At 56.2% G+C, this 24,473-nt stretch carries 27 protein-coding genes and 1 tRNA gene; 23 read left to right on the top strand and 5 right to left on the bottom strand.

Features of this window, described 5'->3' with window-relative positions:
* Positions 1-4: 4 nt before the first annotated feature.
* From GRS48_RS13980 to GRS48_RS13965, 4 genes are all read left to right on the top strand, one after another.
* Positions 5-163 carry a hypothetical protein gene (locus GRS48_RS13980; RefSeq protein WP_159487570.1) on the top strand — a complete coding sequence of 53 codons (159 nt, stop codon included), beginning with the start codon at positions 5-7 and terminating at the stop codon, positions 161-163.
* A gap of 118 nt (positions 164-281) precedes the next feature.
* Positions 282-719 (top strand): hypothetical protein, encoded by a 438-nt coding sequence (locus GRS48_RS13975; protein ID WP_159487568.1) that lies wholly within the window; start codon positions 282-284, stop codon positions 717-719.
* 91 nt (positions 720-810) lie between these two features.
* On the top strand, positions 811-2,319 hold the full coding sequence (locus GRS48_RS13970) for a hypothetical protein (protein WP_159487566.1): 1,509 nt from the start codon (positions 811-813) through the stop codon (positions 2,317-2,319).
* Positions 2,320-2,346: 27 nt separating this feature from the next.
* Positions 2,347-3,885 carry a hypothetical protein gene (locus GRS48_RS13965; RefSeq protein ID WP_159487564.1) on the top strand — a complete coding sequence of 513 codons (1,539 nt, stop codon included), beginning with the start codon at positions 2,347-2,349 and terminating at the stop codon, positions 3,883-3,885.
* Positions 3,886-4,081: 196 nt separating this feature from the next.
* On the opposite strand, the gene GRS48_RS13960 is transcribed toward GRS48_RS13965, so the two are convergent.
* The gene (locus tag GRS48_RS13960) at positions 4,082-4,258 is read right to left on the bottom strand and encodes a hypothetical protein (protein ID WP_159487562.1); all 177 of its coding nucleotides are present in this window, start codon (positions 4,256-4,258) and stop codon (positions 4,082-4,084) included.
* Positions 4,259-4,273: 15 nt separating this feature from the next.
* Here GRS48_RS13960 and GRS48_RS13955 point away from each other — a divergent pair, with 15 nt between their 5' ends.
* From GRS48_RS13955 to GRS48_RS13870, 18 genes are all read left to right on the top strand, one after another.
* Complete coding sequence (locus GRS48_RS13955; RefSeq protein ID WP_159487560.1) at positions 4,274-4,804, top strand: minor capsid protein; 531 nt, start codon at positions 4,274-4,276, stop codon at positions 4,802-4,804.
* Between the two features lie 70 nt (positions 4,805-4,874).
* A complete protein-coding gene (locus tag GRS48_RS13950) occupies positions 4,875-7,994 on the top strand; it encodes a PQQ-binding-like beta-propeller repeat protein (protein ID WP_159487558.1) in 3,120 nt (1,039 codons plus the stop codon).
* A gap of 149 nt (positions 7,995-8,143) precedes the next feature.
* Positions 8,144-8,521, top strand: coding sequence for a hypothetical protein (locus tag GRS48_RS13945; RefSeq protein ID WP_159487556.1), 378 nt, complete (start codon positions 8,144-8,146; stop codon positions 8,519-8,521).
* A 16-nt stretch (positions 8,522-8,537) separates the two neighbouring features.
* The gene (locus GRS48_RS13940) at positions 8,538-8,858 is read left to right on the top strand and encodes a BppU family phage baseplate upper protein (RefSeq protein ID WP_159487554.1); all 321 of its coding nucleotides are present in this window, start codon (positions 8,538-8,540) and stop codon (positions 8,856-8,858) included.
* Positions 8,855-10,021 (top strand): hypothetical protein, encoded by a 1,167-nt coding sequence (locus GRS48_RS13935; RefSeq protein ID WP_159487552.1) that lies wholly within the window; start codon positions 8,855-8,857, stop codon positions 10,019-10,021. The genes GRS48_RS13940 and GRS48_RS13935 overlap by 4 nt, the downstream gene beginning before the upstream one ends.
* 115 nt (positions 10,022-10,136) lie before the next feature.
* Complete coding sequence (locus GRS48_RS13930) at positions 10,137-10,946, top strand: phage major capsid protein (protein WP_159487550.1); 810 nt, start codon at positions 10,137-10,139, stop codon at positions 10,944-10,946.
* Between the two features lie 48 nt (positions 10,947-10,994).
* Complete coding sequence (locus tag GRS48_RS13925; protein WP_159487548.1) at positions 10,995-11,327, top strand: hypothetical protein; 333 nt, start codon at positions 10,995-10,997, stop codon at positions 11,325-11,327.
* Positions 11,328-11,405: 78 nt separating this feature from the next.
* Entirely contained in the window at positions 11,406-11,564 is a 159-nt protein-coding gene (locus GRS48_RS13920) for a hypothetical protein (protein ID WP_159487546.1), read from the top strand.
* Between the two features lie 14 nt (positions 11,565-11,578).
* Positions 11,579-11,890: an HK97 gp10 family phage protein gene (locus tag GRS48_RS13915; RefSeq protein ID WP_159487544.1), complete on the top strand. Its 312-nt coding sequence runs from the start codon at positions 11,579-11,581 to the stop codon at positions 11,888-11,890.
* On the top strand, positions 11,887-12,279 hold the full coding sequence (locus GRS48_RS13910; RefSeq protein WP_159487542.1) for a hypothetical protein: 393 nt from the start codon (positions 11,887-11,889) through the stop codon (positions 12,277-12,279). Before GRS48_RS13915 ends, GRS48_RS13910 begins: the two co-directional genes overlap by 4 nt.
* A 3-nt stretch (positions 12,280-12,282) precedes the next feature.
* Complete coding sequence (locus GRS48_RS13905) at positions 12,283-12,774, top strand: hypothetical protein (RefSeq protein ID WP_159487540.1); 492 nt, start codon at positions 12,283-12,285, stop codon at positions 12,772-12,774.
* A gap of 50 nt (positions 12,775-12,824) precedes the next feature.
* Complete coding sequence (locus tag GRS48_RS13900) at positions 12,825-14,024, top strand: hypothetical protein (RefSeq protein WP_159487538.1); 1,200 nt, start codon at positions 12,825-12,827, stop codon at positions 14,022-14,024.
* A 68-nt stretch (positions 14,025-14,092) separates the two neighbouring features.
* Positions 14,093-14,296, top strand: coding sequence for a hypothetical protein (locus tag GRS48_RS13895; protein WP_159487536.1), 204 nt, complete (start codon positions 14,093-14,095; stop codon positions 14,294-14,296).
* Between the two features lie 78 nt (positions 14,297-14,374).
* On the top strand, positions 14,375-14,824 hold the full coding sequence (locus tag GRS48_RS13890) for a hypothetical protein (protein ID WP_159487534.1): 450 nt from the start codon (positions 14,375-14,377) through the stop codon (positions 14,822-14,824).
* A 269-nt stretch (positions 14,825-15,093) separates the two neighbouring features.
* Positions 15,094-17,733, top strand: coding sequence for a phage tail tape measure protein (locus GRS48_RS13885; protein WP_159487532.1), 2,640 nt, complete (start codon positions 15,094-15,096; stop codon positions 17,731-17,733).
* 22 nt (positions 17,734-17,755) lie between these two features.
* Positions 17,756-18,211, top strand: coding sequence for a hypothetical protein (locus GRS48_RS13880; protein WP_159487530.1), 456 nt, complete (start codon positions 17,756-17,758; stop codon positions 18,209-18,211).
* Positions 18,208-20,379 carry a hypothetical protein gene (locus GRS48_RS13875; RefSeq protein WP_159487528.1) on the top strand — a complete coding sequence of 724 codons (2,172 nt, stop codon included), beginning with the start codon at positions 18,208-18,210 and terminating at the stop codon, positions 20,377-20,379. Before GRS48_RS13880 ends, GRS48_RS13875 begins: the two co-directional genes overlap by 4 nt.
* Positions 20,380-20,481: 102 nt before the next feature.
* Positions 20,482-20,808: a hypothetical protein gene (locus tag GRS48_RS13870; RefSeq protein WP_159487526.1), complete on the top strand. Its 327-nt coding sequence runs from the start codon at positions 20,482-20,484 to the stop codon at positions 20,806-20,808.
* Positions 20,809-20,836: 28 nt separating this feature from the next.
* Here GRS48_RS13870 and GRS48_RS13865 read toward each other — a convergent pair whose 3' ends face one another.
* Positions 20,837-21,442: a zinc ribbon domain-containing protein gene (locus GRS48_RS13865; RefSeq protein WP_159487524.1), complete on the bottom strand. Its 606-nt coding sequence runs from the start codon at positions 21,440-21,442 to the stop codon at positions 20,837-20,839.
* Positions 21,443-21,827: 385 nt separating this feature from the next.
* Positions 21,828-21,899, bottom strand: a tRNA-Ala gene (locus GRS48_RS13860).
* A gap of 131 nt (positions 21,900-22,030) precedes the next feature.
* Between GRS48_RS13860 and GRS48_RS13855 the strand changes: the two genes are divergently transcribed.
* A complete protein-coding gene (locus GRS48_RS13855) occupies positions 22,031-22,591 on the top strand; it encodes a rhomboid family intramembrane serine protease (protein WP_159487522.1) in 561 nt (186 codons plus the stop codon).
* 94 nt (positions 22,592-22,685) lie between these two features.
* Here GRS48_RS13855 and rpsJ read toward each other — a convergent pair whose 3' ends face one another.
* Entirely contained in the window at positions 22,686-22,994 is a 309-nt protein-coding gene (gene rpsJ, locus GRS48_RS13850) for a 30S ribosomal protein S10 (protein ID WP_008002209.1), read from the bottom strand.
* Positions 22,995-22,997: 3 nt separating this feature from the next.
* Positions 22,998-24,263 carry a translation elongation factor EF-1 subunit alpha gene (gene tuf / locus GRS48_RS13845; protein ID WP_159487520.1) on the bottom strand — a complete coding sequence of 422 codons (1,266 nt, stop codon included), beginning with the start codon at positions 24,261-24,263 and terminating at the stop codon, positions 22,998-23,000.
* Between the last annotated feature and the right edge of the window lie 210 nt (positions 24,264-24,473).

The following is a 24,473-nucleotide window of genomic DNA, read 5'->3' as shown; positions in this document are numbered from 1 at the left end:
ACTAATGACTGACTACACTGAGGACGTTCTGATTGAAGCTCGAATACCTGTTGAACACGCTGAATTCCTTGAAGAATGGGCGGGCGAAGCCGGGTGCGATGTGGCTGACGTCTCTGGGGACAGCATCTCGCAGTTCCTAGAGGAACAACCGATCAATGAGTGACGAGCTCTTCGCCCATTGCTCGGAGTGCAACCGTGTCTTCGAGAACGAGGCACTGCTGGCACGCTACCGGGCAAAGACTGGCGGACACGACTGATGCCGTTTGAGATCTACATAGACTATGTCTGATAACAATGCTGGTGCCCCAGAGGGCAACGATAACGCGGTTACTCATGGACTTTTCCAGAAGAAACAGAATCTGCGGGACAACCTCACGGATCACGAAGAGCGAATGCTCGTTGATGTTGCTGTCGACTTGATTGAGCGCTTCCCGGACGAGGCTGAGGTTGGAGCCTACGAACGAGGTGCGATTGAAAACATCGCCCTCGACACTATCAAGCGAATGCGAGCGAACGAGTACATTCTCACGAACGATTTTCTCGACGAGACTGAGAAGTCGAATCGGGCCAATCAGGTGTACTCTCGAATTATGAGTGACACCACGTCCGAGCTTGAGCGTCTCGGACTTCTCAAAGAGGGCCCCGAGATGCGCAAGGCGGAGGCCTCGGAGTCCTGGATGGACGCTATTTCTGACGCAACTGATCGAGCTGACGACTGACGATATCCTCTGTAGAATTTAACCAACAATTGCCCCGCTGATGGCGCATGTTGGTTAAGAACTGATTCTTGTCGCAATGCCCGCTGAGTCTGTGAACAACCTGCAGCTGTTCGTCGAGGGCGAGCAGCGGTACGTTCGGTTCGCGGAGACGGTTCTCAATCTCAACCTCGCAGACACGCAGACTCGAATTCTCGGCGACGTCACCCAGCACAAGAACACCGTCATCATGTCGGGCAATGGTGTGGGGAAAAGCTACGCTGTCGCCGTTCTCAACCTTGCGTTCCTCTACTGCAACCCGCACGGCTCGGTGATGATGACGTCGGGATCGTACGCCCAGATGTCGGATACAGTGTGGAGCGAGATGAAGTCGCTGCTGAAGGATGCACGAGAACGTGGCTTTCCACTGCCAGGGACGATGAAGGAGTCGCCTCCCCGCATCGAGTTCGACGATCACCCGAGCAAGGCGTTCCGCGCGATCTCGACGACGAACCCTGGTTCACTCGAAGGGCGCCACTCCGAGAAGATGCTCGTCATCGTTGACGAGGCGGACAAGCCCGAAGTCGGGAAGAAAGTAATTGAATCAGCCCGCTCCTCAGTGACGGACGACAACGACAGGTTCCTCGTCATCGGCAATCCGCCCCGTTCGGAAGCGAACTCGATGTACGATCTCCTCGCGGGGGACAACTACCACAGTATCAACTTCTCCTCGTTCGACTCCAACAACGTCCGCGTCGAGGCGGGACTCGACGACGGTGCGAAGATACCCGGCCTCGTCGGGCTCGAACAGCTCCACGAGGACTACGCGCTCTGGAACAACGACGATCTTCCCGACGTTGAGGAGGCCATGTCGCACGTTGAGGCCGACGAGGACGGCATACTCCGCCCGACGAAGGACGGGCTCGACGAGCGCTGGGTTCGACGCCGACTTGGCGCCATCCCTGATGATGGAACTGAGAGTGTCCGCCCCTTCTACGCGAACGACGTCGCTAGTGCGGAGGGACGATGGAACGGTGACGATGTCGTCGCTCCCGACTACGGGGCGTTCGGCGTCGACATCGCCCGTGGCGGTGACGACAGAACCGTCGTCATCGGGATCACCGACAAGCGTGCCGATGTTCTTGTCGACGTCGAGGCTCCTGGGGATCATCGAGTCAACAAGCAACTCGTCGAAGACGCAGTTAATGACACCCGAGTCCCCGTTATTATCGACGCAGTCGGCGAGGGGAGCGGAGTCGCCGACGAGCTCGACACCAAGTACAATGTCACTCGCTTCAAGGGTGGCTCGAATGCTCGAGAGCCGTCGAAGTACTACAACCAACGCTCAGAGGCGCTCGGCAAACTTGGTGAGTGGCTCGACGAGGGTGCCATCGAACGTGGCTCTGATCTCGCCTCCGAGCTCCGAGCTGCATCCCGCCACATCGAGTTTACTGAGAAGTCGACTCGGAGTGCGCAGGCGTGGACGGCGACGTCGAAGTCTGAGCTGAAGAAGTCGGACAAGATGGGGCGTTCGCCCGACTTGCTTGACGCATTGTCGCTTGCAGCGTGGGGAATGAACGCCGGTTCGGAAGAGAACGCTGGCTACGGCTTCTTCTCATACTAGTAAACATCAGATTTCTAATATTAATTAATGAGTCTCTCAGACAGAATTCGCAACCGAACGAAACAGGCCCGTGAGGCGTTTCTCTCTACGGCAGATCCACAGACAAAGCAGAATACTGGTGACTACGGCCACTTCTCCACCAGTGGCGAAGTCAACAAAGTCGGGCCGGATCAGGGGGATATCGAGAGCTACTGGAAGCAGTATCGATCGAATCCACTTGTCCGGCGTGGGATCAACATCTACGCCGACGACGTGGTGTCACCTGGGTATCGCGTCACGGCCGATAGTGACGAGCTCGTCGCAAAGCTTGAGGAGTGGCTCTCGACGGCAGCGATTGTCGGTGGCGAGTCCAACCGCGACTTTGCTGAAATTCTCGAGGGCTCTGTCATACACGAAGAGGTTCGGGGTACGACTATCGTCGAGAAAGTACCCACCAAAGAATCTCCAGAGGAAACATGGGGGTTCAGGCTCGTTAACCCCAGTACAGTAGAGGCCTACACTTACGACTCACAGGCAGTCCTCGTCCACCCCGACGACGCGGACGTTAGTGGAGTCAAACTGACGCAGACTGGGGAAGCAGCAGCGTACGGACAGTGGGGCGACGGCGCACTTGCTGGCCCCTTCAACAAGGACACTGTCTACCTGAGCCAGAATGACGTCATCAAGATGGTGAATGATCCCGATACTGCAGACATCTTCGGGAACTCCACCATCGAGCCCATCTCGAAGGAGATTGCAGAGTTGGATCGGATGATTTCCGACGTCGGGGAAGCAGTTCACTCGAAGGGGTACCCTCTGTGGGTGTTCTCACTTGGCGAACCGAACGGTGACGCCCAAAACCCTCGTGCAGGTATCTGGCCTGAAGAGGAGATGAAGAAGTACCGGAACGAGCACAAGGAAGGAAACTGGGAGGCGAATCAGAAGGACTTCGTCCCCGGTGACGTCGACGTGAGCACTATATCGTCGGATGTACCCGAAATCGAGGAGCTTCTCGATTGGCTCGTTGAGGAAATCATCGCAGCACTTCCGGTTCCGAAGTACAAGCTTGCCCACACCGACAACATCAATCGAGACGTCACAAGCGAGCAGACTCCTCAGTACGAGCGCCGTGTTGAGGCGAAACGGCACAAGCTCCAGAACATCTTCACGCCGGTTCTACGCGAGAAAGCGGAGCAGCTCGGATATAACGACGAAGTTGCTTCGAGCGTTGAACTGACTATCGAAGAGCCACGGGAAAAGAACCCACTGCGCCGTGAAGGGTTCGATGCCGACGAATTCGCTACCTTTGCGCAGGGACTCGAGGCTGCATCAGGTGATGGCGAAAGTCCACGTGACATTGTCCCCGCCAACGAGATGCGTGGGCTACTCGGCCTTCCTGATCTCGGCGAAGTAGAGGCGTCCGAGGAATCGACGCTCGAGTACGACTTGGATGAGTCAGATGCGAACGTCCAGGCGGAGTTCGAGGATCTCTATGGCGAGCCAGCCACCCCCGACTCGGTTGGGGACGGCGCCGACGTCGAGCTCGATACGTCCACCGATGACGACTCCGAGACGGCAGAGGCCTAACGCCCACTCGACTCTCAGATTGTTGCTGTTTTTGTCGCACCGAAGTACCGACTCGACGCTAGCGATACTCACACCCCCACCACACGTGCCAGCCAAAGATCCGACACAAACGAAGACGCTCCGAGACAATTTCGGTAGCGACGTTAACAAACGATTCCGCGCTATCAAAGGTGAAGTCCGCCAAGTTGTCGAGGAACTAGATGTCCTTCACCTTGGGCGCCAGAGTGCCGAAAACAGTGCCCCGGATCCGCGCGACTACGAGTTCCTTTCCGACTCGGAGAAGCGTCAGCGCTTCCAGGCGTGGCTTCGAGAGCAAGTTGACGGTGGAGTACTCGAACCCGCAGAAGGGCGTGCTGTGCGTCGTGGTGAACACTGGACGTCCCAGTATGTGCAGAAGGGGTACGCAAAGGGTGTCACCGACGCAGGTGCCAAAATACGCCAGCAAGGAAGCGATGCTCAGGTATTCGAGGATTTGGAAGACATCTTCAACCAGCCAGTTCACTCCTCGAAGATCGAGCTGGTATACACTCGAGCCTACGACGGCCTCGAAGGGATTACCCAGGAGATGGACACCCAGATCTCTCGAGAGCTCTCGAACGCGATCTCTCAGGGGTGGAACCCGCGCAAGGCAGCTCGGGAAATCAACGATCGTGTCGACGCGATTGGCATGACTCGAGCGCGAACGCTGTCGCAGACTGAGATCATCCATGCCCACGCTGAGGGTACGCTAGATCGGTTTGAGTCGGAAGGCTTCACCGAGGTGGAGGCCGACGTCGAGCACCATACAGCAGACGACAGTCGGGTGTGTCCGACGTGTGCGTCGCTGCAGGGTAACACGTACACGCTTGCGGAGGCACGGGGCAGGATTCCGATCCATCCCAGATGTCGCTGTAGTTGGATTCCCATTGTAGACGACTGATGCTCGATTTTTGTCGCTTTACGTATAGTACCCGCTACGAATAACTCGGATATCAATATACAACAGTAAAATGGCAGCAGAAGCAGAGACTCACCTAAATCTATTTGCCCTCAATGGTAGTGCCGTTAGTGTTTCAGACGGGCACTTCTCTCCCAATTTCAACAGCCTTGGTGTTGATGGAGATGTCTATTCTGTCCAGCAGGCTTCGTCAGACTATATCTACATATTAGGCACTGATGCTACTGGTAACTTCTTTGCCAAATATCAAAAATTAGATGGGCCTGGTGGGGAAGACGTTGATGAGTTGTGGCGAATTCACGGCGTTGATTCAGATTCGCACATCGGATTCTGCGACGAGCAGTCTCCGGTGTTATCAGGGAATGATGCTGTAACACGTTACGACGAAGAAGACGGTTCAGAAGTTTGGACTGTAGATCCTGGTGGATCTGTGTTTGGTGTGTCCACGCTGAGCTCCAGAAATATCTCCATTGCTATCGATGGCGCAAACACGCAGATTCGAGAGTTTGGGCACGCATCCGGTGATATAGTAAACGAGATCGAGACTAGTGGTGCACCAACATCCGTCACTCGGGATGATGATGATCAGTATGTTGTTTACCACTCTGATGGAGCACTGAGAAAATACGACAGAGATGGGGGAATTCTCTGGACTAACGACTCAGCTGTTACAGACTCTGATACTGTGTGGCGAGATCACAACGAACACTACTACCTAGGCAGTGGTGATACGTTCGGTGGTTCGTTAGCAATCGTTGGAAATGATGGGAACACACTAGAGAGAGAGACATTCCCATTCAGCAATGGTGCGTCTTCTGACGCCATGCCGAAGCTTGTAAACGGTGATATACGAGTTATCTATATTAGCGATAGTCCTAACATTGTCTCAAGAGACTCGAATCTAAACGAAGATTGGAGTGGGGACATGGGGGCGAATGGTACACCAAGTGACTCACGCGCTATGAGCACTCACCCCCGATTTTCATCGTTCCCCAACACCTGGGGTGTGGAAGAAGAGCCACCGGAGCCACCAAGTGTGGTTGAATCCCTAACCGTGTCTCCAATACCAGCACAATCGACACCGTCAGAGCCGTTCGTAACAACGTTCAGCCAAGTTGAGTCCTCTCAAGAGTACGGCCAATACGACGCAGATGGTGGATCTATTGAGATGGATTCGGCCGGCCGGCTGTATAAATCTCTAGGCTTCCTCATTGAGCAAGTTGATCCTGAGTCGGACAGCGAGTTCGAATGGGATCAGTTCATCTCAGCCGATGACATCAGTCTTGGAGAAGATGGTTACCTGTACGCTGTTGAAGATGATGGAACCGTCGAGAAGCTAGACGCTGAAACTGGTGATTCAGAGTTATGGAACACCGGAACCATGCCTGGTGCAGCACCGTACAGAACGGTTGCTGACGATGAGGGTGGGGCGTATGTTCTAGGAAGCGCTGATTGGGATACAGAGATTACATTTGCCCGAGTCAATCCGGACGATCCAGACTCAGGGGACGGTGGTACGTTGTGGGGGGTTGAGGAACTGGGTGAGCCAGACGGAGATTATGTTTCGGCTCCAATTCGGACTAATGGGAGCCAAGATGTAACGCTAGTCTTCGATGACGAGATCCGGCGGTACGATGGAGTAAATGGGAGTCTGATTGAATCGCAGTCGTTACCGAGCGGACATGAAGGCCGACGATTCATTGTTAACGACGACAGCGAGACAATCTACTTCGTACTAAACAGTGGATTCTCCGGAGGTACACGAATTGGTGCCTTCACGTGGGATGGTGGAATACAGTGGGATATAGAAACATCACTCCAAGCTAGCGCGATCGACGTAGATGGTGATGGTGTGTTACACATACCCAGTGCCGACACTGGGGATGTCCACGAATACGATACGACGGATGGCTCTTACCTTGGCACTGGTACTCCAACGGGGCAATGGGATGAACTTGCCTTTACGACGTTCCCCAGTTTCCCACACCAACCAGATGGGTGGACATCAGATATGCTTGATATGGTTGGAGCGACGATTGTTCCACCCACATCAACTACGTCGACGTTGGAGCCGACTTCAAGTATTGGACAGCTCCTGGCAGCGTTACAAACACCCGTCTCGGGGACTTTAGCTAGTCCCACTTCAACTGCGTTATCCACCCCTTCGGCTCAGGTGTCCACAATGGGGGCACAGTCTACGTTACCACGCCCATCTATTCGGGTGGGAATGGATGCAATCCCAGCGAAAAACACTGGTACGATCCCATCGACGATTACCCAGGGCTCTGTTAGTGCTGACGTTACAACAGCATCTCCAGGTACTCACTCTCCGAGCAGTACTTCTAGTACAGCAATGGGGGCCAACGCACATTCAAAATCTCCATCCACTATTGGCACCTACTCAACCTCCACGTCAACCTCGTCAGTTGATTCAGACGTAGGTGGAATTGTCACCCCACATGTGCCGGCGAGTGCGGGAATAAAAACAGTCCAGTCATACACTACCAATGTAGTTGGATCACTACTGGATCCCGTAGGATTTACTCAAACGAACGCTATTTCCGGTAGGACACCTCTAGCTCTTTCTCTTCCCGAAATATCCACATTGAGACGTACTCCCGTAGGTGCAGTACAGGCAACAGCGATACATGGTACGACACAAGTCAGCGCCACTGCTGGAGCACAGCTAGATCCTTTAGATCTCGCAACGATAGAGACATTGTCCCACTCGCCGGGTGTGAGTGCGCTGGCGAGTACAGTCGGTAGTGGTGTAACGTCGAATGTTATACTGAAACTCCCATTTGTCGGCGAAGAAGTTGCTGCTGTGGTGGGCCCAGCTGTGATCGATGGCGCACCTATGACAACTGGTGTTGAGACGCTGGCGATTGGTTCGGCATATTTGACGTCTACAAGTACAGGATCGCCAGATACGTCTACCACAACCCAAACAAACACAACTGTAGATTCTGTCGGTGCAAATGGCGCGCCTTCTGATATAGAAGGTGTAAGCGGTGTAGATACAACGTCAAATACTGTCTTGGCTACACATTCTCTGAGTACAATAATAGAAATTGAACCTCGGTTTGAGACTCCGGGTGCTGTGTCAAATAGTGCGGAATTCCGTGTCTATCAAAACAGGATGGATGTCACGACAAAGATAGGCGACAAGTAATACACCTCACAATCTCCACATGCTATCTATTGGGTGGTGAAGTGTCACCACCCTGGGGATCATAGTACCATACGGGAAGTCGCAGTTATTGCTAGCAGATTGAATTTCGAAGAAGAGCGGTTGTAGCTACATAACATATAATGGCATTTTTGCACGACGAAGGTGAGCTCCTTATTTTTGAATCCGCGTTCAATGGGCGGGACGTAGAAATTGGGCTCTACAACGACAGTACCGATTCTCTTGCAGAAGCAAGCACCTATAGCGACATTACATCAGAGCCTGATGGCTCCGATTATTCACCCCAGACTGTCACTGATCCTGATGTCTCAGCGAATGGTGGAGACACGGAAGTGACACTGGGCGAGATCTCGTTTGACGTGGGCAATGCAGCAAGCACAGTTGACTACGTCTACGTTCGAGACGCAAGCTCTGGCGATCTGGTTTTCACGAACGAGCTCCCGCAGGAGTACGATCTTGACTCCGTTGACATCATCGATCTGACTAACGTCGGGCTCCAGTACGAATAACCCGAGTTGATAGTACATGGGTGAAACGTTCTCCATCGCAGCTGGTGATACGGCGCCACGAATCCAGGCTGTCCTTCGAGACGGAGCCGGTGATGGTGTCAAACTCACTGGCGCTGACGTTCGGTTCCAGGTGCACCAGCCTCGCGGTGGAGACGTGATCATCGACGAACCGGCAGAGGTTATTGACGACGAAGCTGGCGTTGTCCGCTACAGCTGGGACAAATCGGACACGAACGAGTTGGGCCGATATCGAGCGGAATTCGTTGTAACGTACAATTCGGGGACTGTCGAGACGTTTCCGAATGTTGGCGCCCACGACGTTGTGATTACACGATGACTACAGACACTACTACTGACACTGTCGAGCACACGACTACTTCTTCGAGCCCCACCGGAGTCGCCAGGTGTGAGGCCCTTGAAGATCAGTCGGAACCGTACACCGTCCACGGCGTCGCCATTGGCGCCAACGAGGTTACGTACGGCAAGAACGGGCCAAAGTTCTGGCCCGACACGGCGCTTCAGGCTGCCGTACAGTCGCTCGTCGGTGTCCCACTCAACAAGAACCATGACGACAAAACCGTCGAATCTGTCGTCGGAGAAGTCGTCGATGCCGGGTTCGAGCCCGGTATCGGGATCGTCTTCGAGGCAGAAATCGACGACGAGGAACTCGCCACGAAGGTTGCTCGGGGACGACTCGAAGTCTCCGTTCATGCCCTACACGGCGACGGTGGGCGCACCAGCGAAGGCGAAGTGATTGTCGAGGACGTTCGCTTCCTCGATCTCTCACTCGTCCCACGCGGTGGTTCGCCGAGTAACTACGTCGAGGCTGGAGAGCACACCAGTGAGGTGCTGGCCTCGCTTTCTGTGTCCGACGTCGATGCGATCCTCGCGACGAGTGGTTCTGATTCTACATCAACTATGACTGACGACAATACTGACGACATCGAACCGGACGACGAAGAGGCAGAGGTTGAAGCCGACACTGAGTCAGACGAAACCGGGGAAGCAGAAGTTGAAGCCGACGATGAGTCGGAGAAGACTGAGGAGGCTACGGTTGAGGCTGACGACGAGTCGGAAGCAACTGGGGAAGCCGAACTCGAGGGCGACGAACTTCTCGATGAAATCGCGACGCTTCGCTCTCAGAACCAAGAGCTCCGTAACGAGCTCCAGAGTGTTCGTCTCGAGTATGCGAGCCAGCTATCGGAGGATACGGCCTTCGAAGCCGAGATGCTTGCAGAGAAGTTCTCTTTCGACGAACTCCGCGAGGCGTTTGACGAGGCAGAGGCCTCGCTTATCACCTCGAACGACGACGAAACGTCGGAGGCAACGCCGGCGCCCCAGACTGGGGGTGACGGTGACGCCGAACTTTCTACTGGTGACGACACTGAGTCCGACGCTGAAATTGCCGAGCTCAAGTCCAAGATCGAGCAGTACGACTCGATGGGCTGGGACGCTGCGAAGGGCGATGCAGAGCAGCGTCTCAGCGAGCTCCAGGCTTAATTAGTAACCAACCCACGCGAACGGGGCGCGTTCGCACTTTTCTGCTGGATTCGGAAGTCCGTTCCCAGCAGTCCATTTCTGAGTATCATTTTGTTGATACTTCCATCTCATTCAAATGAGTACTATTCACTCTAACGACGTTATCGATCAGGAGGCAGTCCGCGCAGAAGTCGAACAGTACGCCAACCAGAACCGTGTCTTTCGTCAGGCATTCCGAGGTATCGACAGCACGGGTATCGACTCGAATACTGTCGAGGTTCCCGTTCTCGACGAAGTCCGCGCAGCGGGAGTCGTCGACGAGGGGACGGCCTACCCGTCCAGCGGTGACGCCACGCGAAAAGTCACTGTCGGGCACAACAAGTACGGTGTCGAAGTCGAACTCACCTACGAGTCCATCGAGGATGCGCTTCTCGACGTTATCGCCCTCCACACTGAGGAGCGAGCACAGGATCTTGCCGACTCCCTCAACGAGGCTGCCTTCGAAGAGATCCAGGGCAACCTCCAGGACGACGTCATCGGCGACGCTGCTGGTTCGCTCGCCTACGAGGACGTCGTCGACTCAATGACGGCCCTCGAGGGCGACTCGTACAATCCGGATCTCCTCATCGTCAGCGCCCAGTCGAAGGGCGATCTGATGAAGTCCGAGGCCTTCACTCGTGCCTCCGATCTCGGGGACGACGTCGTTCGCGACGGTGCCTTCGGGCAGGTTGGTGGTGTCGACGTTCTCGTCGACGACTCGAGCCTCATTGGTGCCGGTGAAGCGATGATGTTCGATACTGGCCGGTACGGTATCGAGTCACAGCGCGAGGAGATGACTTCGCTCCAGTACGACAAGGAGGCGGAGAACAAGCTCGTCGTCCAGGTTCGGAACCGGATCGGCTGGAAAGCTATTCGTCCCGAAGCTGGCGTCAAGATCGAGGCCTAAACTGGCCCCTCTTCGCTGACGCGACAATCCCTTCTCTTTCATTCATACATGGCACGAATTGCTCCCAAAGACGTCTCAGAAATTCTCCAGACAGAACTTGATGTAGCGGACTTGTCCGCTTTCATTGAGGACGCACACATCGTCGTCAACCGACGCTGTAAGCCGTTCACTGAGAACGAAAGCGCCCTTGCTGACGTTGAGACGTATCTCGCAGCGCATCTTGCAACTGCGAAGGAGCCTCGTGTGTCTTCTACTTCTGGTGCTGTTACCCAGGTAAAGCTCGACACCGATGCCGATCGCTACTGGAATCAGGCAATGCTGCTCGATCCAACTGGGCGACTCAACACGCCACATCGTGGCTACTCCGTCTACACCGCCTAACTACACACCCACTTTTTCACACGAATCATGTCTAGCAATAATTCGCCGACGAAGTCGCGAGAACCGCGTGATGACGAAATGCACCCGGAGGAGTACGAGTACCCACCGGGACTGATGCCCCAGTCTGGGCATGAGTACGACTGCATCAACGCCTGCGAGGAAGTAACGATCTACGAGATCGACGACTTGGCTGACACTCGAATTAAATCGGACATTCACGTCCCAGTGATGCGCTGATGGCGGGTGTGACGATGCTCGGACTCGACGGTGTGCTGGATGCACTCGACTACGATGGGTTTGGCTCTCGAGAGTACCGAGTTGGGACGAACGCCGAGTACGCTGTCTACGTTGAGTACGGGACTGCCTCGAACCAAGCACAACCCTACCTTCGCCCAGCTGTCGAGAAAGCACTCAGTGAATTCGATCGATACACACGTGAAGTCGACAGTCCTGACGAGCTCGTCGAACACCTAGCCGTGAAGATTGAAGAGTACGCTAAAAAGAACGCACCTGTCGATACAGGTAACCTCCGGGCTTCAATTTCTGCCCAGAGAGTCGCATGACTGCGCCAGGAAAGGCTGCAATTGCCCGCGCCCACAAGATGTTAGGACGCGACTTCCGTGTCACCAACTACGAGTTTGATTCGGGCGGTGACGAGGACAATCCGTATTCCGATGGCGAGTGGGCAGAAGCTGACACAGCCCCCCAGACGGTTCCTGCGACGATTGACTTCCCAACCCACCCCGAGCGACGTTCGGGAAGAGGAGGTGGCGTACAAGTCGAGAGGGACGCCGTCATCTACCTTCAGCACGATGGCGTCGCCATTAGGCCCGGAGAAGCCAACGAGGAGCGCGCAACCGAATTCCTTGATATCGAATCGGGCACCAAGTACCGCGCAGTCTCAGTTGAAGAGCAGCTCCACCTCACCGCAGTACACGTCAACGAGATCTAATTCATGCCCGAAACGATTGCGGATCCAAAACTGGCTATCCGTGACGTCCTTCGAGAACTATGGGACAACGGTACTGTCCACACTGAGTTGGGTAATCGCGACATCCATACTGGTTGGTTTGACGATGGCAAGGGCTTCCCCCAAGTATCCGTGTCTAACCGGGATGAGAACGTCGCAGGTGGCGGACAGACTGGCTTCACAGGTATTGCCGGCGATGGTGCCGGTGGAGTCCAAAACCGGACAGGAACCGTCCTCGTGACTGCCTTCGCCGGTTCTCGCGAAGACTACGACACCAATCAAGGCCAACGTCTCCAGGCAGAGCAGATGGGAGACGAGATCTCTCGTGTGATCGGACACAATCAGTCGCCCGGTGACTATCTCTCACTGGCAGTTGGCTCCCGAACGGATCTCATCGATGACGACGCAAGTCCGACTGAGTACGCAGTTCAATTCCAGGTTCGGTACACCTGGACGAAGGAACCGCCTCGTAACTAACGCTGCTCTCTTCGAGTAGCACAGTACCATTTTGCTGATAATTTCTACTAATGACTAATCAAGCAACTCAGGCAGATACTGGCTTCCGCAACCACCGAGTCGAGTTTGTTCGCGAAGACGCCCCAGGTGTCACGCCGGACGATCCCGACTTTGAACTCTTCTCCGACACGCTAGAAACGGCTCTCGTTTGGAGTGGAGACGCTAATGTTGAGGCACAGCGCGGACTCGGCGACTACGAGATTCAGAACCACTTCACTGGTGCAGAGGATCACTCTGTCAGTGTCGACTATCACCTCCAGCGCTTCTTTGTCGACGGCTCAGGCAACCCGCTTGATCCCGCCGGCGACGCCCTGGTTCGGAACGACGAGGGTGGGGTTCGAAGTACCCACACAGTCGTCGACAGGGCACAGTTCGACGGCGAGCGCACCTACGTCGTTGCCCGTGGTGCGTACCCGAATTTGAGCGATCTGTCCGGTGATCCTTCCAGTGGCCTTCCAATGGTGGCTAGCCTCGAGTACGAGGCGAAGCGTGCTCGAATGTTCCGAGTCGAACAGCCAATCGGTGAAGCCCTCACCGTGCGCTCGACGTCGGCCTCCGACACCTCCCAGACGTTGACGATCGAAGGCGACGGCGGTGTCCCGTCGGAAGACGTGATGCTTGACGGCACGACTGGTGTCACGACTGAGGACTCATTCGACTCCATCGACGCCTTCGAGCTCGACTCGGAGACTACCGGCGACGTCGTCGTCGAAGACAGCGCCGGTGACGAGCTCTTCCGCCTCCGTGGTGAGGACTCGTACGACGGTTCGATTGGCGATCTCGGTGTCCCCGCACTCGGTGATGGCTCGCACGCCGACGCGCTCGGTGGCTCGTACGAGCACTTCCTTGACGACTACATCAGCAAGGATGGTGGCAAAATGGCTGCGGAAGTCCGTTCCGCCTCGTTCTCGGTGTCGAACAACTACGATAAAACGCCGGTGATGGGGACGGCCGAACAGGCCATCCACATCGGGGAGTTTGACGTGGAATTCTCGGCGTCAGTGGCAGGCAACTTCGCCCACCACGAGAATCTCACGGATCACCTGGAAGGCAACGAGTTCGACTTGGTGTGGGAGCTCGACGGCGGAGATATCGTCTTCAAGAACGCCGTTCTGGGGAGTCCCGGCGATGTCGGGCCTTCCGCCGGAGACGTTATTTCCACAATGGACAACGGGTTCGAGCCCAAGTCCATCGAGTTCAACGCGAACTAATTGAGTGAGTCCAGACTGGCGTATTTCGGTGGAGAATGTTTTTGAGCAACTAGGTTGATCTCGTAAGCATGTCTAATCTTGCGGATTCAATCACGCCATTGAGGGCTATAGGCGCCACTTCGCTTTTTGCAGTACTATTTGGGGCGTTTTGGGTAATTTACCCTAACCCATCAGCCGACTTGCTTCCCGAGTTTGTTTCTGTTATTGTGGGAGTCATGATAATAGCTGGACTTACAAAATGGGCCTGGGACGCCGTTTTCGACGACTTCTGATTCCCGTTCCTTTTGTCGCAAATTTTGGGCGTCAAGCCCTCGTGGGAATCCCAGCCCCACCAACGCGAGACTGACACTATGAATTCTACTAATTCTGACGAGCTGAACATTGCAAAGCCCGAAGACTTCTTTGTCCAGCGCGATGCCGATGATAACCTCCAGCCAGTTACTCAGTCTCTCCCTGGCGTCGAACAGGAGATTCGAGTCCTTCCCATGTCGATGGGCGATCTTAACGAATTCGGCGACGCTAATGGGCAGCTGAATCCGGCGGATCTTTCGGACGAGGAAATCGCTGAGATTCTCAACGCACACTGGTACGACGTCCGAGAAGGTGACTTCGAAGTCACCGCTAACAAGGTTGCTGACGACATGATCGGTTTCGGACTCGACGCACTAATCCAGGCAATTCTCCGTGCGTCTGGCTACGACATGCAGAATGCGCTGAACCTTGAGAATCTCGAGATACTGGATCAGGTGCCAGAGGGAAAACTGGACACGCTAATGGAATTGGCGGAGAAACAGCGCTAAGAGACAAAGCGCTCTGGATCAAGCAGCTTCACGACAACGGATATCGGTTTGTTGGCGACGAGTCGTTCTACAAGCTGACTGTTCGAGAAATTCGCGTTCTGCTGGAAGGCGCTTCAGTTGAGAACGAGGAGAAGGCGAAACAGTCCGGCAGCTCGCGCGGTTCTGGCCCACACGAACGAGCACCTGGACAAGCACGAAAATCCGACAAAGAGTGGGTGCAGCAGCTGAATAGCGAGCAAAGCGGTTAGCGTTCTTTCTACACTACTTCTATGTCATTCACCCCCAGCGGAGGCGAATCCGTCGAGATTGCAATTAACGCCGAAGACAATGCCTCTGGCGCGTTCAGCAGCGTTGAGGGTTCGGCCCTCAACATGAAGAACGCGGTTGGTGCAGCCGGAGGTATCCTCGCTGGAGCCGGAGTGGCAGCCTTTGGAAAAGCAGCTGATGCTGCTATCAACTTCGAGGATGCGATGGCTGGCGTCGAGAAGGTGACGAGCGAGACGGTTGCCAAAGAACTTGAAAGTGACATCAAGGACTTAGCGACTGAAATTCCACTCGCCCACGACGAGCTCGCCGAGCTAGCAACTCAGGCGGGACGAATGGGGGCCGAAGGGGTTGATGAAATCACCGAGTTCACTGAAGTAGCAGCTCAGATGGGTGCTGCGACGACGCTGTCTGCTGATGATGCAGGGACTGCGCTTGGAAAGGTGTCATCTGCGCTTGACGAGCCCCTTGAGAATGTGGGCGCACTTGGCGACGCGATTAACGAAACGTCGAACAACTTCCAGGCGACGTCGGACGAGATCGTCGACTCGACTCAGCGCTCTGGGCAGGCTCTGAGTACTCTCGGATTAGAGTCCGACGAGATCATCGGACTATCCGGTGCCTTCAACGAGGTTTCGTCCTCCAGCCGTGTGGCTGCCCAGCGGATGCAGCAGGTGTCGGAGTCGATGATGGATCCCGACAACGTCGAGATGTTCGCAGACATGCTCGGTGTCTCCGCAGAGGAATTCGAGCACATGCGCGATGAGGCTCCACAGGATACGATGATGGAGCTAATGGACTCCATCGGTGGGAACCAAGATGCGCTTGACACCCTCAATGACGAGCTGACGACAGCTCAGTCTCGTGCGTTCCGCGACACAGCGGAGTCGGCGGACACCATGCGCGACGCGATGGATACCTCCAACCAGGCGATGGAGGAGGGTGGATCCCTCGCCAAAGAGGTAGGAGTTGAAACGGACACGATGGCGGGCCAGATGGAGCTCCTCAAGAACGAGCTTCACAACGTGATGATTACGATGGGGGATGCGTTCCTCCCAGTCCTCATCGATATCGTCGAAGTTGTTGGCCCGATGGTGTCCGCCTTTGCCGATCTCAACGAGCGACTCGATGGGGCACCAGCAGTCATCATGGCTGCGACAGCAGCCGTTGGTGGATTCACAATCGCATTGACGGCCCTCACTGGTATTGCAGCGACGACGATTCTCCCGATAGTCGCTGCACTTGCTCTGCTCGGTGCTACTGCCTACGCGATCTACACTGCGTGGGACAACAACATGGGCGGGATTCAGGAAGCAGCGCAGGCGATGTGGGACGCTGTCGAACCCGCACTTGCTTCTGTCCAATTGTTCGCCGAGAAAGTCTTTGAGGATTACGTGATGCCCCTTCTCGTCGAGCTCCAGGAGCTGTGGGAAGAGCAGTTCTCGCTGATTATGGACGACGTCGTAGAGACGATGGACGTTGTCTCTGAGAAGATTGAGACGGTACTCGAATTCCTCGGCAAGTTCTGGGGCGAACACGGCGACACAATAATGACGATTGTGGGGGCGACATTCGCCTACCTCGAGCTGACAATTGGCACTGCGATGCGGGCCATTTCGGCTACCATTCGTATCGTTCTCGCGCTTATTCGGGGCGACTTTGACGAGGTTCTAGACATCGTTGAGGAGTTCTGGACGACGACGTTCGGGGATATTCTGGGCTTCGTTGAGGGGACGTTTATGGACGGCATCAAAGCCGTCTTCGGGCTACTGTTCGACGTCGTCTCCGGTGCATTCGAAAAGCTCTACAACTTCCTCATTGGGAACTCGATAGTTCCTGATACGTTCAACGAGATACTCGACTTCCTCGAGAATTGGATGGCTTCGGCTAGCGAGTCAGTTAGCGAGTTCTTGGGCAAGCTCGCTGGCTTGTGGACGAACAAGCTAGCCGACATCACCCAAACTGTCAGAAGCGCCATCATGAGGGTTACTACCTGGCTCATGGGTGCTGGAGTCAGCAAGTTCCGTGGTGCGTTCGAAGCCATCGCAGGCGGTGTGATGGGTGTCATTCGCGATCTCAAGTCCAACATTATGGGCGTAATCAGTGACACGGTAAGTGGGATTACAAACGGGATCTCGGACGCCATTGACATCGCGATTAACGCGTTCAACAGTCGGGTTCCAGATTCGATTGACTTCCCGTCCGCGTCGATTGGTGGACAGTCACTCAACATCCCATCGGCTACTGTCAACAACCCACTTGGAAGCGACTGGAGCGTGGGTGGTGGGAGTCTCAGTGTCCCCAGCACGACTGTTGGCGGTGGTGGGTTCGATCTCCCACAGCTGGCTGAAGGTGGCATCATCACTGACGACACTCTCGCTCGAATCGGTGAGGCTGGTGACAGTGAGGCCGTGTTGCCTCTCGACAAACTCTCCCATCATCTCGATACTGCGTACGAGGTAGGAGCCGACACTGTTGCCACAGGTGGTGCGTCTCGTGGTAGTTCGTCTTCCAGTGGTTCTCAGTTCGCTGCGACGCTTCGAGTTGAGGGCGACAACGATCTCGCGGAGCTGATCCGAGAGAATGCCGAGTTGGTTGTAGAAGAGAAGGAACAGTCGAAGTCGAACCGCATCTCGCGGATGTAAAACGCGCCATCTATTTTACTACATGACTGACATTTCCTGGACGATACAGACGCTTGACAACGGCACACTCACCCTCCCAGGTGCTATTGGCGGTTCGATGCCGACGATTGGCGTCGGACGAACTATTTCGCTTGAATTTCTCGCTGACACTGACGGTGTCGCCTTCGACACCCTTCGTGAGTACGCACGATACAGCAATGAGTCGACGACAAGCACCGGCACCGATATTCGGGGCAAACCGTGGTACCACCAGTCGATCCACCCAAGTGCCGACTTCGCGTCGGCGCTTGTTCTGGTTGAACCAGGAACGAGTGTCGGTGAACTACGAGATTGGTGGGCAGTTGTTACAGATGCCTCGATAGCCACAACCCCTGTGGGAACAGGGCGTCGGGTTACACTCGATCTGTTCGTTCTCGCCGAGAAAGCTGAGTACTCCGAACGGAAGTTCGTCGTCGACGACTTCGAGGCCGGACTATGAGTGATACCGTGCTTACCATCGGTGGCGAGCTCGGGGACAACTCGGCGATGGTGTACCAGAACCTGGACTCACTCCAATTCACAGATGCTGCGTCTTCGATGGGATCGTGGAGTGCGACAGTGCCGTTCGAGTCCACCTTCGCCGACGAGATCTTCAACGACGTCTACATCTACCAGGGCGGAGAGATTCTGTTTCGGGGCGAAGTCGAGTCGTTCGACACTAACTACTCGAGTGGCACCACAAGCGTCTCAGGGCGGGGTGTACTCGTCGCATTAGATCGTCGAACCACCAGTGTGTCGTACTCGAACACGACGGTGTACGACGCGCTTCAGGACGCCTGGGCCAATACGAAGTACGACGTCAATGTGTTGCCCCCGAACCGTGGGCTGATGGACGAGACGCACACGTCACAGGGTGGACTCCAACGGCTGTGGAGTGCTGAAGGCGACGCAGTTGTCGGGATCACCCAGGACGGTGTCGAAGTGACACCCGAAGGTATCCTGAAATTCACTGATACCAACGTCGTCCTCGACGACGACTTTGGTGGGGACTGGATGGCTACGATGCTCCCCGACGAACCAGTGGACAGAGTTGGGATGATACTGGAGACGGTAGATCCCGCATCCTCGATGACTGCTGGGATCCGAAGTCTCACTGAGGAAGCATCGGCGGAGACGATCGAGAGAGCATTCGACTCAGTTTCACACGACACCCCACAACGCTTCCACATCTTCGAGTTCGGCGTGGACGGGGCGAACGATCGGTTCCGCCCGATTCTGGAGAACGGTGACGAACTACTGGAGGTTCGACGCAGCGAAGTATTCGCCGTCGATCCCGATGGCTACGCTACGATTGACGAGCTCGAGTTAGACGGGACAGAGTTCGAGATTCTACAAGAACTCCACGACACTGGCGCCTACACGTTCTCCGTTCGCGACTTCGCAACGTTGGACATCAGCGCATACCCAGTCGGGACGTTGGCTGGACAACCTGACTGGCGTGTTGTCGACTCGACTCGGACGTTGGATTACACCGACTACGCCAACCGTGTGACTGTTCACGGGCGCACGCGTGATGATGGGACTAATACCTCTACCGAGACGAACAACGCCGAGGTGAGTCGACTGGAGGCCCGTGGAGTCGGGGACAATGGCGTCATCGAACACTTCGAGAAGAACGCCGACGTTGAGACACAAGCCGAAGTCGATTCGCGGGCCGAACGACTACTCGGTGAGAGAATCAACGAGAAAGACGAGTCGGGATCACTAGAGATTGCGCCCCAACACATCTCTCCCGGATTCACCTACTCAGTGAGTAACTGGGGCAACGCATTCCCGTACGGTGGCCAGATTGGGGCGAGCTCGTTGTACTTCGACGGAGACAGCTACGTTGAGTCCACGTTTCGAGGAGACAGCAATCTTACCCGTACGCACGAATTCGTCATCCACCCACAGGGGCTTCTAGAGCTCGGTGATGACGAGTATCAGACGCTCGTCCACTTCGATCTGGGCCCCTTCTCTGGCTATCACGATGCCAGACTCTACGGTGATGGAAGTGTCGAGATGGGAGACTCAGCCGACGTCTACCGAACTCGAACAGAGTCGGGTGTGGTGACGAATGATGCCCCTCAGCGACTTAGCATCGTGTTTGACGATCCTGGGCGTAGTGTGTACATTGACGGACAGCTGGCGGAGTTTTTCCCCAGAACCAGCGACACGTCTGGTGATGGCTACTACGGACGAATCACGTCCGACATAGAGGGTGAGGCGTATTGGATCGGCGCTGATGAGGATGAGAACCACGGCTTCGTCGGTGGGATGGACGACGTCCGGCTGTGGGGCGACGAGGCCAAGTCGGGAGACTGGGTGTTCGAGCACCACAACGAGGATCTCATCGAGTACGGGGCTGATTTGGATTCACTCGGCGCCTACCTCCGATTCGACGATGTCTCCGACACTGATTCAGTCCATATCGACGCTGCCCCGTCGTGGGTTGAGTCCACACTCGTTGGTGGGGAGTATCAGCGCGCCACCGGCCAACTCGAAGAGGTACAGTACTCACTCGGGAGTGGAGAGACGATCAGCCTCAACTTCGACATCTCGGGACGTATCGATACGGAGTTGATTCGGACACAGCGCGTGTCGCGCTCCAACCGGCGCTCGTTGTAGGAAGAATTAACCAACAGTTGGGGGTGAAGCCATGCCGATTGTTGGTTAAACTGGGAGTGACTGTCGCGAACGCATCTGACGACAACTATCTACTTTTCACTCATGACTAATATTCCAGCTGGACTACTAGAGACTGCAATAGCACTCGTCGCCGGAGTACTGTTCACCCTCGTGGGTATCATTTACCGCCGACTGAAGAACAGGATCAAAGAGTTGGAGGAGAACATCGCCCAGCTAGAGTCGCAGCTGTTGAAACTCAAGCGCGATATGGATGTTGCCCAATCGTGGATGTTCGGGCTTGATGAGGACGAGACGAGCCACGGGATTGCCTCACAGATCAGCTCTATCAATAGGCGCCTGACACAGCTCATCGACGCACTCCACGATGAAGACGATCTTGAGTTCGAGCGCGACGACGCCGACGAGTAGTCTGGTTATTTCTAGTTGCTTATTTGCTCTACTCTCGAATATATTGCCAGAATCCTTGGATCGCTTTGTGACTTGATGATGTAACTACTAGGAAGCTACCTAACCCCAGTAGATATAGCCCGAATCCTGGCTGAACAAATGCTCTGACTTCTGGATCTGGGAAATTGTAGCCCAGCAACACTCCGATAAATGAGAGTAATGGTATGAAGCCAAATATCACACAAAGTGAAGCTGTTCTACTGTTCCATCGGTATGTCGATAATGTTATAATCATGATACTAAGTGCAACTACGGTGAGTATATCTTCTACACTGAAAATTTGTAATCCGGTACCTTGCATTTCAAATCCAAGTGCACTGGCTTGTTGGTAAGTGAAAAAGAAACTAAAAATTATCAGCAGCCCACCAAGTGTAGAGATTGCAGCACGCCTAGAATATCCGGCTAGAATAGACGCTCCTGATTGGACAACACTATCCATTGCACCGACTGCATCATCGGTAGTGTAACGATCAGTACTGTCTTCTGATTCCCCCTCTATGTTTGTGGGGTTGCTACTGGCTCCTGTTACTTTACCACAGGCAGAACAGTATTTACTATCGAGCTTAACCTCCTCTCCACAATTTCTACAATACATTTACCGTAGTTACCTGTTAGTAGTGTTATAGTGGTTGGGTAAGGACATATTCAATCCCCAATGACGTGCGAGGTGGGATCCACATCGAGGGCCATGTCAGTCTCGTTTCAGTTGACATAGTTGTGGGTTGTGGTGTATCGATTTTGTCGCACTTGCCCTACGTCGAGACAGATATGTCTATGTGGGGATTCTACTCTCGCGCGTTCGACTCCGACACCACACAGCCATGTCGCCCCCCAAAGGCTTAGTGGGGTGTTCTCGCATTTACGAATGGCTCACACACGGTGATTGGAATAGTGGATCGCATAGAATTCAGCCCGGAAACAGCTCGTCTACAGAGCGAACGCTACGCTGTCTGTTCATTCCTTAGAGAGTTAATTTCAGATGGACTCGCGGGGATTTGAACCCCGGGCCTCTTCCTTGCGAAGGAAGCGATCTGCCGCTGATCTACGAGCCCTCACCCGATCGAAACAGTCGTTCGTACTTGTACCTTACCTTTCGCCCGTCCGGTAGTGGGTGTCTGGCACCCGTTTCGGCGGTCCGTCCCCGCTCACGGCTTTATGCGTCTGCGCCCCGAACGATCGCCGTATGCGTGCGACGCTCGAAACGCTCGCGATCGTCTGTCTCGTCGGCCTCGTCCAGGCGGTGCTCGGCGTCGTCGGCCTCGCCGGAGCCTTCGTCCTGTCGGCTCCCGTCTCGGTCGCGCCGTGGACCGTCGTCACCAGCGTCTACGCGCACGGGTCCGTCGGCCACCTGCTCGCGAACGCGGTCGCGCTCCTGCTCGTCGGTCCGCTCGTCGAGCGCCACACGACGCGCGCCCGGTTTCACGCGTTCGTCCTGGCGACCGGCGCGATCGCCGGGATCACGCAGGTGACGCTCGGCGGCCTCCTCGGGCCCGCTCCCGGCGTGATCGGTCTCAGCGGGGCCGTCTTCGCGCTCGGCGGCTACCTGCTGGCCGGCAACGTCGTCGCCACGACGCTGTTCGACCGGCTCCGCCTGCCGGCCCGCGCACAGCTCGCGCTGTTCGGAGCCGTCGCCGTCCTCCTCACGATCGTCACCGCCGCGCCCGGCGTCGCCCTGATCGCGCACGCGGCCGGCGCGTTCTGCGGGCTCGTCGCCGGGCGGGCGGGCGTGATCGACGCGCGATGAACTCCGGGGTCGTCGACGCGTCCGGACCACGAGCGCGGTCGCTCGGCGGGTGAAAACAAAGAGAGAGCGGCGCGGCGCGAATGCGCCCTAGCGCTTAGTCTTCGAGAACGATCTCGATGCTGACGTCGTTGGGCACCTGGACGCGCATCAGCTGACGGAGCGCGCGTTCGTCGGCGTCGATGTCGATCAGACGCTTGTGGACGCGCATCTCCCAGTGCTCCCACGTCGCCGTCCCCTCACCGTCCGGGGACTTGCGCGACGGGATCTCGAGCGTCTTCGTCGGGAGCGGGATCGGGCCCGACAGGGCGACCCCCGTCGAGTCCGCGATCTCGCGGACGTCGGCGCAGATGTCGTCGAGGTCCTCGGGGCTCGTGCCGGCGAGGCGGACGCGTGCCTGCTGCATCGATTATCGCTCGTTGACTTCGAGCACCTTGCCGGCCGCGATGGTCTGACCCATGTCGCGGATGGCGAAGCTGCCGAGTTCCGGGATCTCGCCGGACGGCTCGATGCTGAGCGGTTTCTGCGGGCGCACGGTGACGACGGCGGCGTCGCCGGACTTGATGAAGTCCGGGTTCTCCTCGGCGACCTCACCCGACGACGGGTCGATCTTCTGGTTGATCTCCTCAACCGTACAGGCGACCTGCGCCGTGTGGGCGTGGAAGACGGGGGTGTAGCCGGCCGTGATCACGCTGGGGTGCTGCATGACGACGATCTGCGCCTTGAACGTCTCGGCGACGCTCGGCGGGTCGTCGGCGGGACCACAGACGTCGCCGCGGCGGATGTCGTCCTTGCCGATGCCACGGACGTTGAACCCGACGTTGTCGCCCGGCTCGGCCTGCGGCACTTCCTCGTGGTGCATCTCGACCGTCTTCACTTCGCCGCCCACGTCGGACGGCTGGAAGGAGACGTTGTCGCCGGTCGCCAGGATGCCCGTCTCGATACGTCCGACGGGGACGGTCCCGATGCCGGAGATGGTGTAGACGTCCTGGATCGGCAGGCGGAGCGGCGCGTCCGTCGGCGGCTCGGACTCCGGCAGCTCGTTGAGGGCCTCCAGCAGGGTGGGGCCGTCGTACCAGGACGTGTTCTCGGACTCCTCGGAGATGTTGTCTCCCTCGAACGCCGAGATCGGGATGAACGTCGTTTCGTCCGTGTTGAAGCGGACCTGGTTGAGCAGGTTCTTGACCTCCTCGACGACGTCGTCGTACGAGGACTCGGCGTAGTCGACGAGGTCCATCTTGTTGACGCCGATGATGAGCTCGTTGATGCCCAGCGTGCGGGCCAGGAACACGTGCTCACGGGTCTGGGGCGCGACGCCGTCGTCGGCCGCGACGACGAGCACCGCGTTGTCGGCCTGCGAGGCACCCGTGATCATGTTCTTCACGAAGTCACGGTGGCCCGGGCAGTCGACGATGGTGAAGTAGTACTTGTCCGTGTCGAACTCCTGGTGGGCGATGTCGATCGTGACGCCACGCTCGCGCTCCTCGGCGAGGTTGTCCATCACGTAGGCGAACTCGAAGCCGCCCTTGCCCTTTTCTTCGGCTTCCTCGCGGTGCTGCTCGATAACGTGCTCGGGGACGCTCCCCGTCTCGAAGAGGAGTCGGCCCACGAGCGTACTCTTGCCGTGGTCGACGTGGCCGATAATGGCCAGATTCTGATGCGGTTTGTCACTCATGGGGTAATCACGCGCTAAGGCGCTCTGTGAGAAGGTTTACAGTCGATTCCACTAAAACGGTTTCGATACGCCTTACAGATGATCCCGTCGCCGTCCGGCGATCTTGACACACGCACACACGCGAACTCCACACACGACTGAGTCGCGGATCGCCGGTCGTCGGCAACGATCGGTGGACGCCGGGGTGGTATCGTCGATCGTCCCCGACCC

It is taken from the genome of Halorubrum sp. JWXQ-INN 858 (assembly GCF_009806985.1).
Classification (GTDB): domain Archaea; phylum Halobacteriota; class Halobacteria; order Halobacteriales; family Haloferacaceae; genus Halorubrum.
This window is presented reverse-complemented; position numbering and strand designations above follow the sequence as displayed.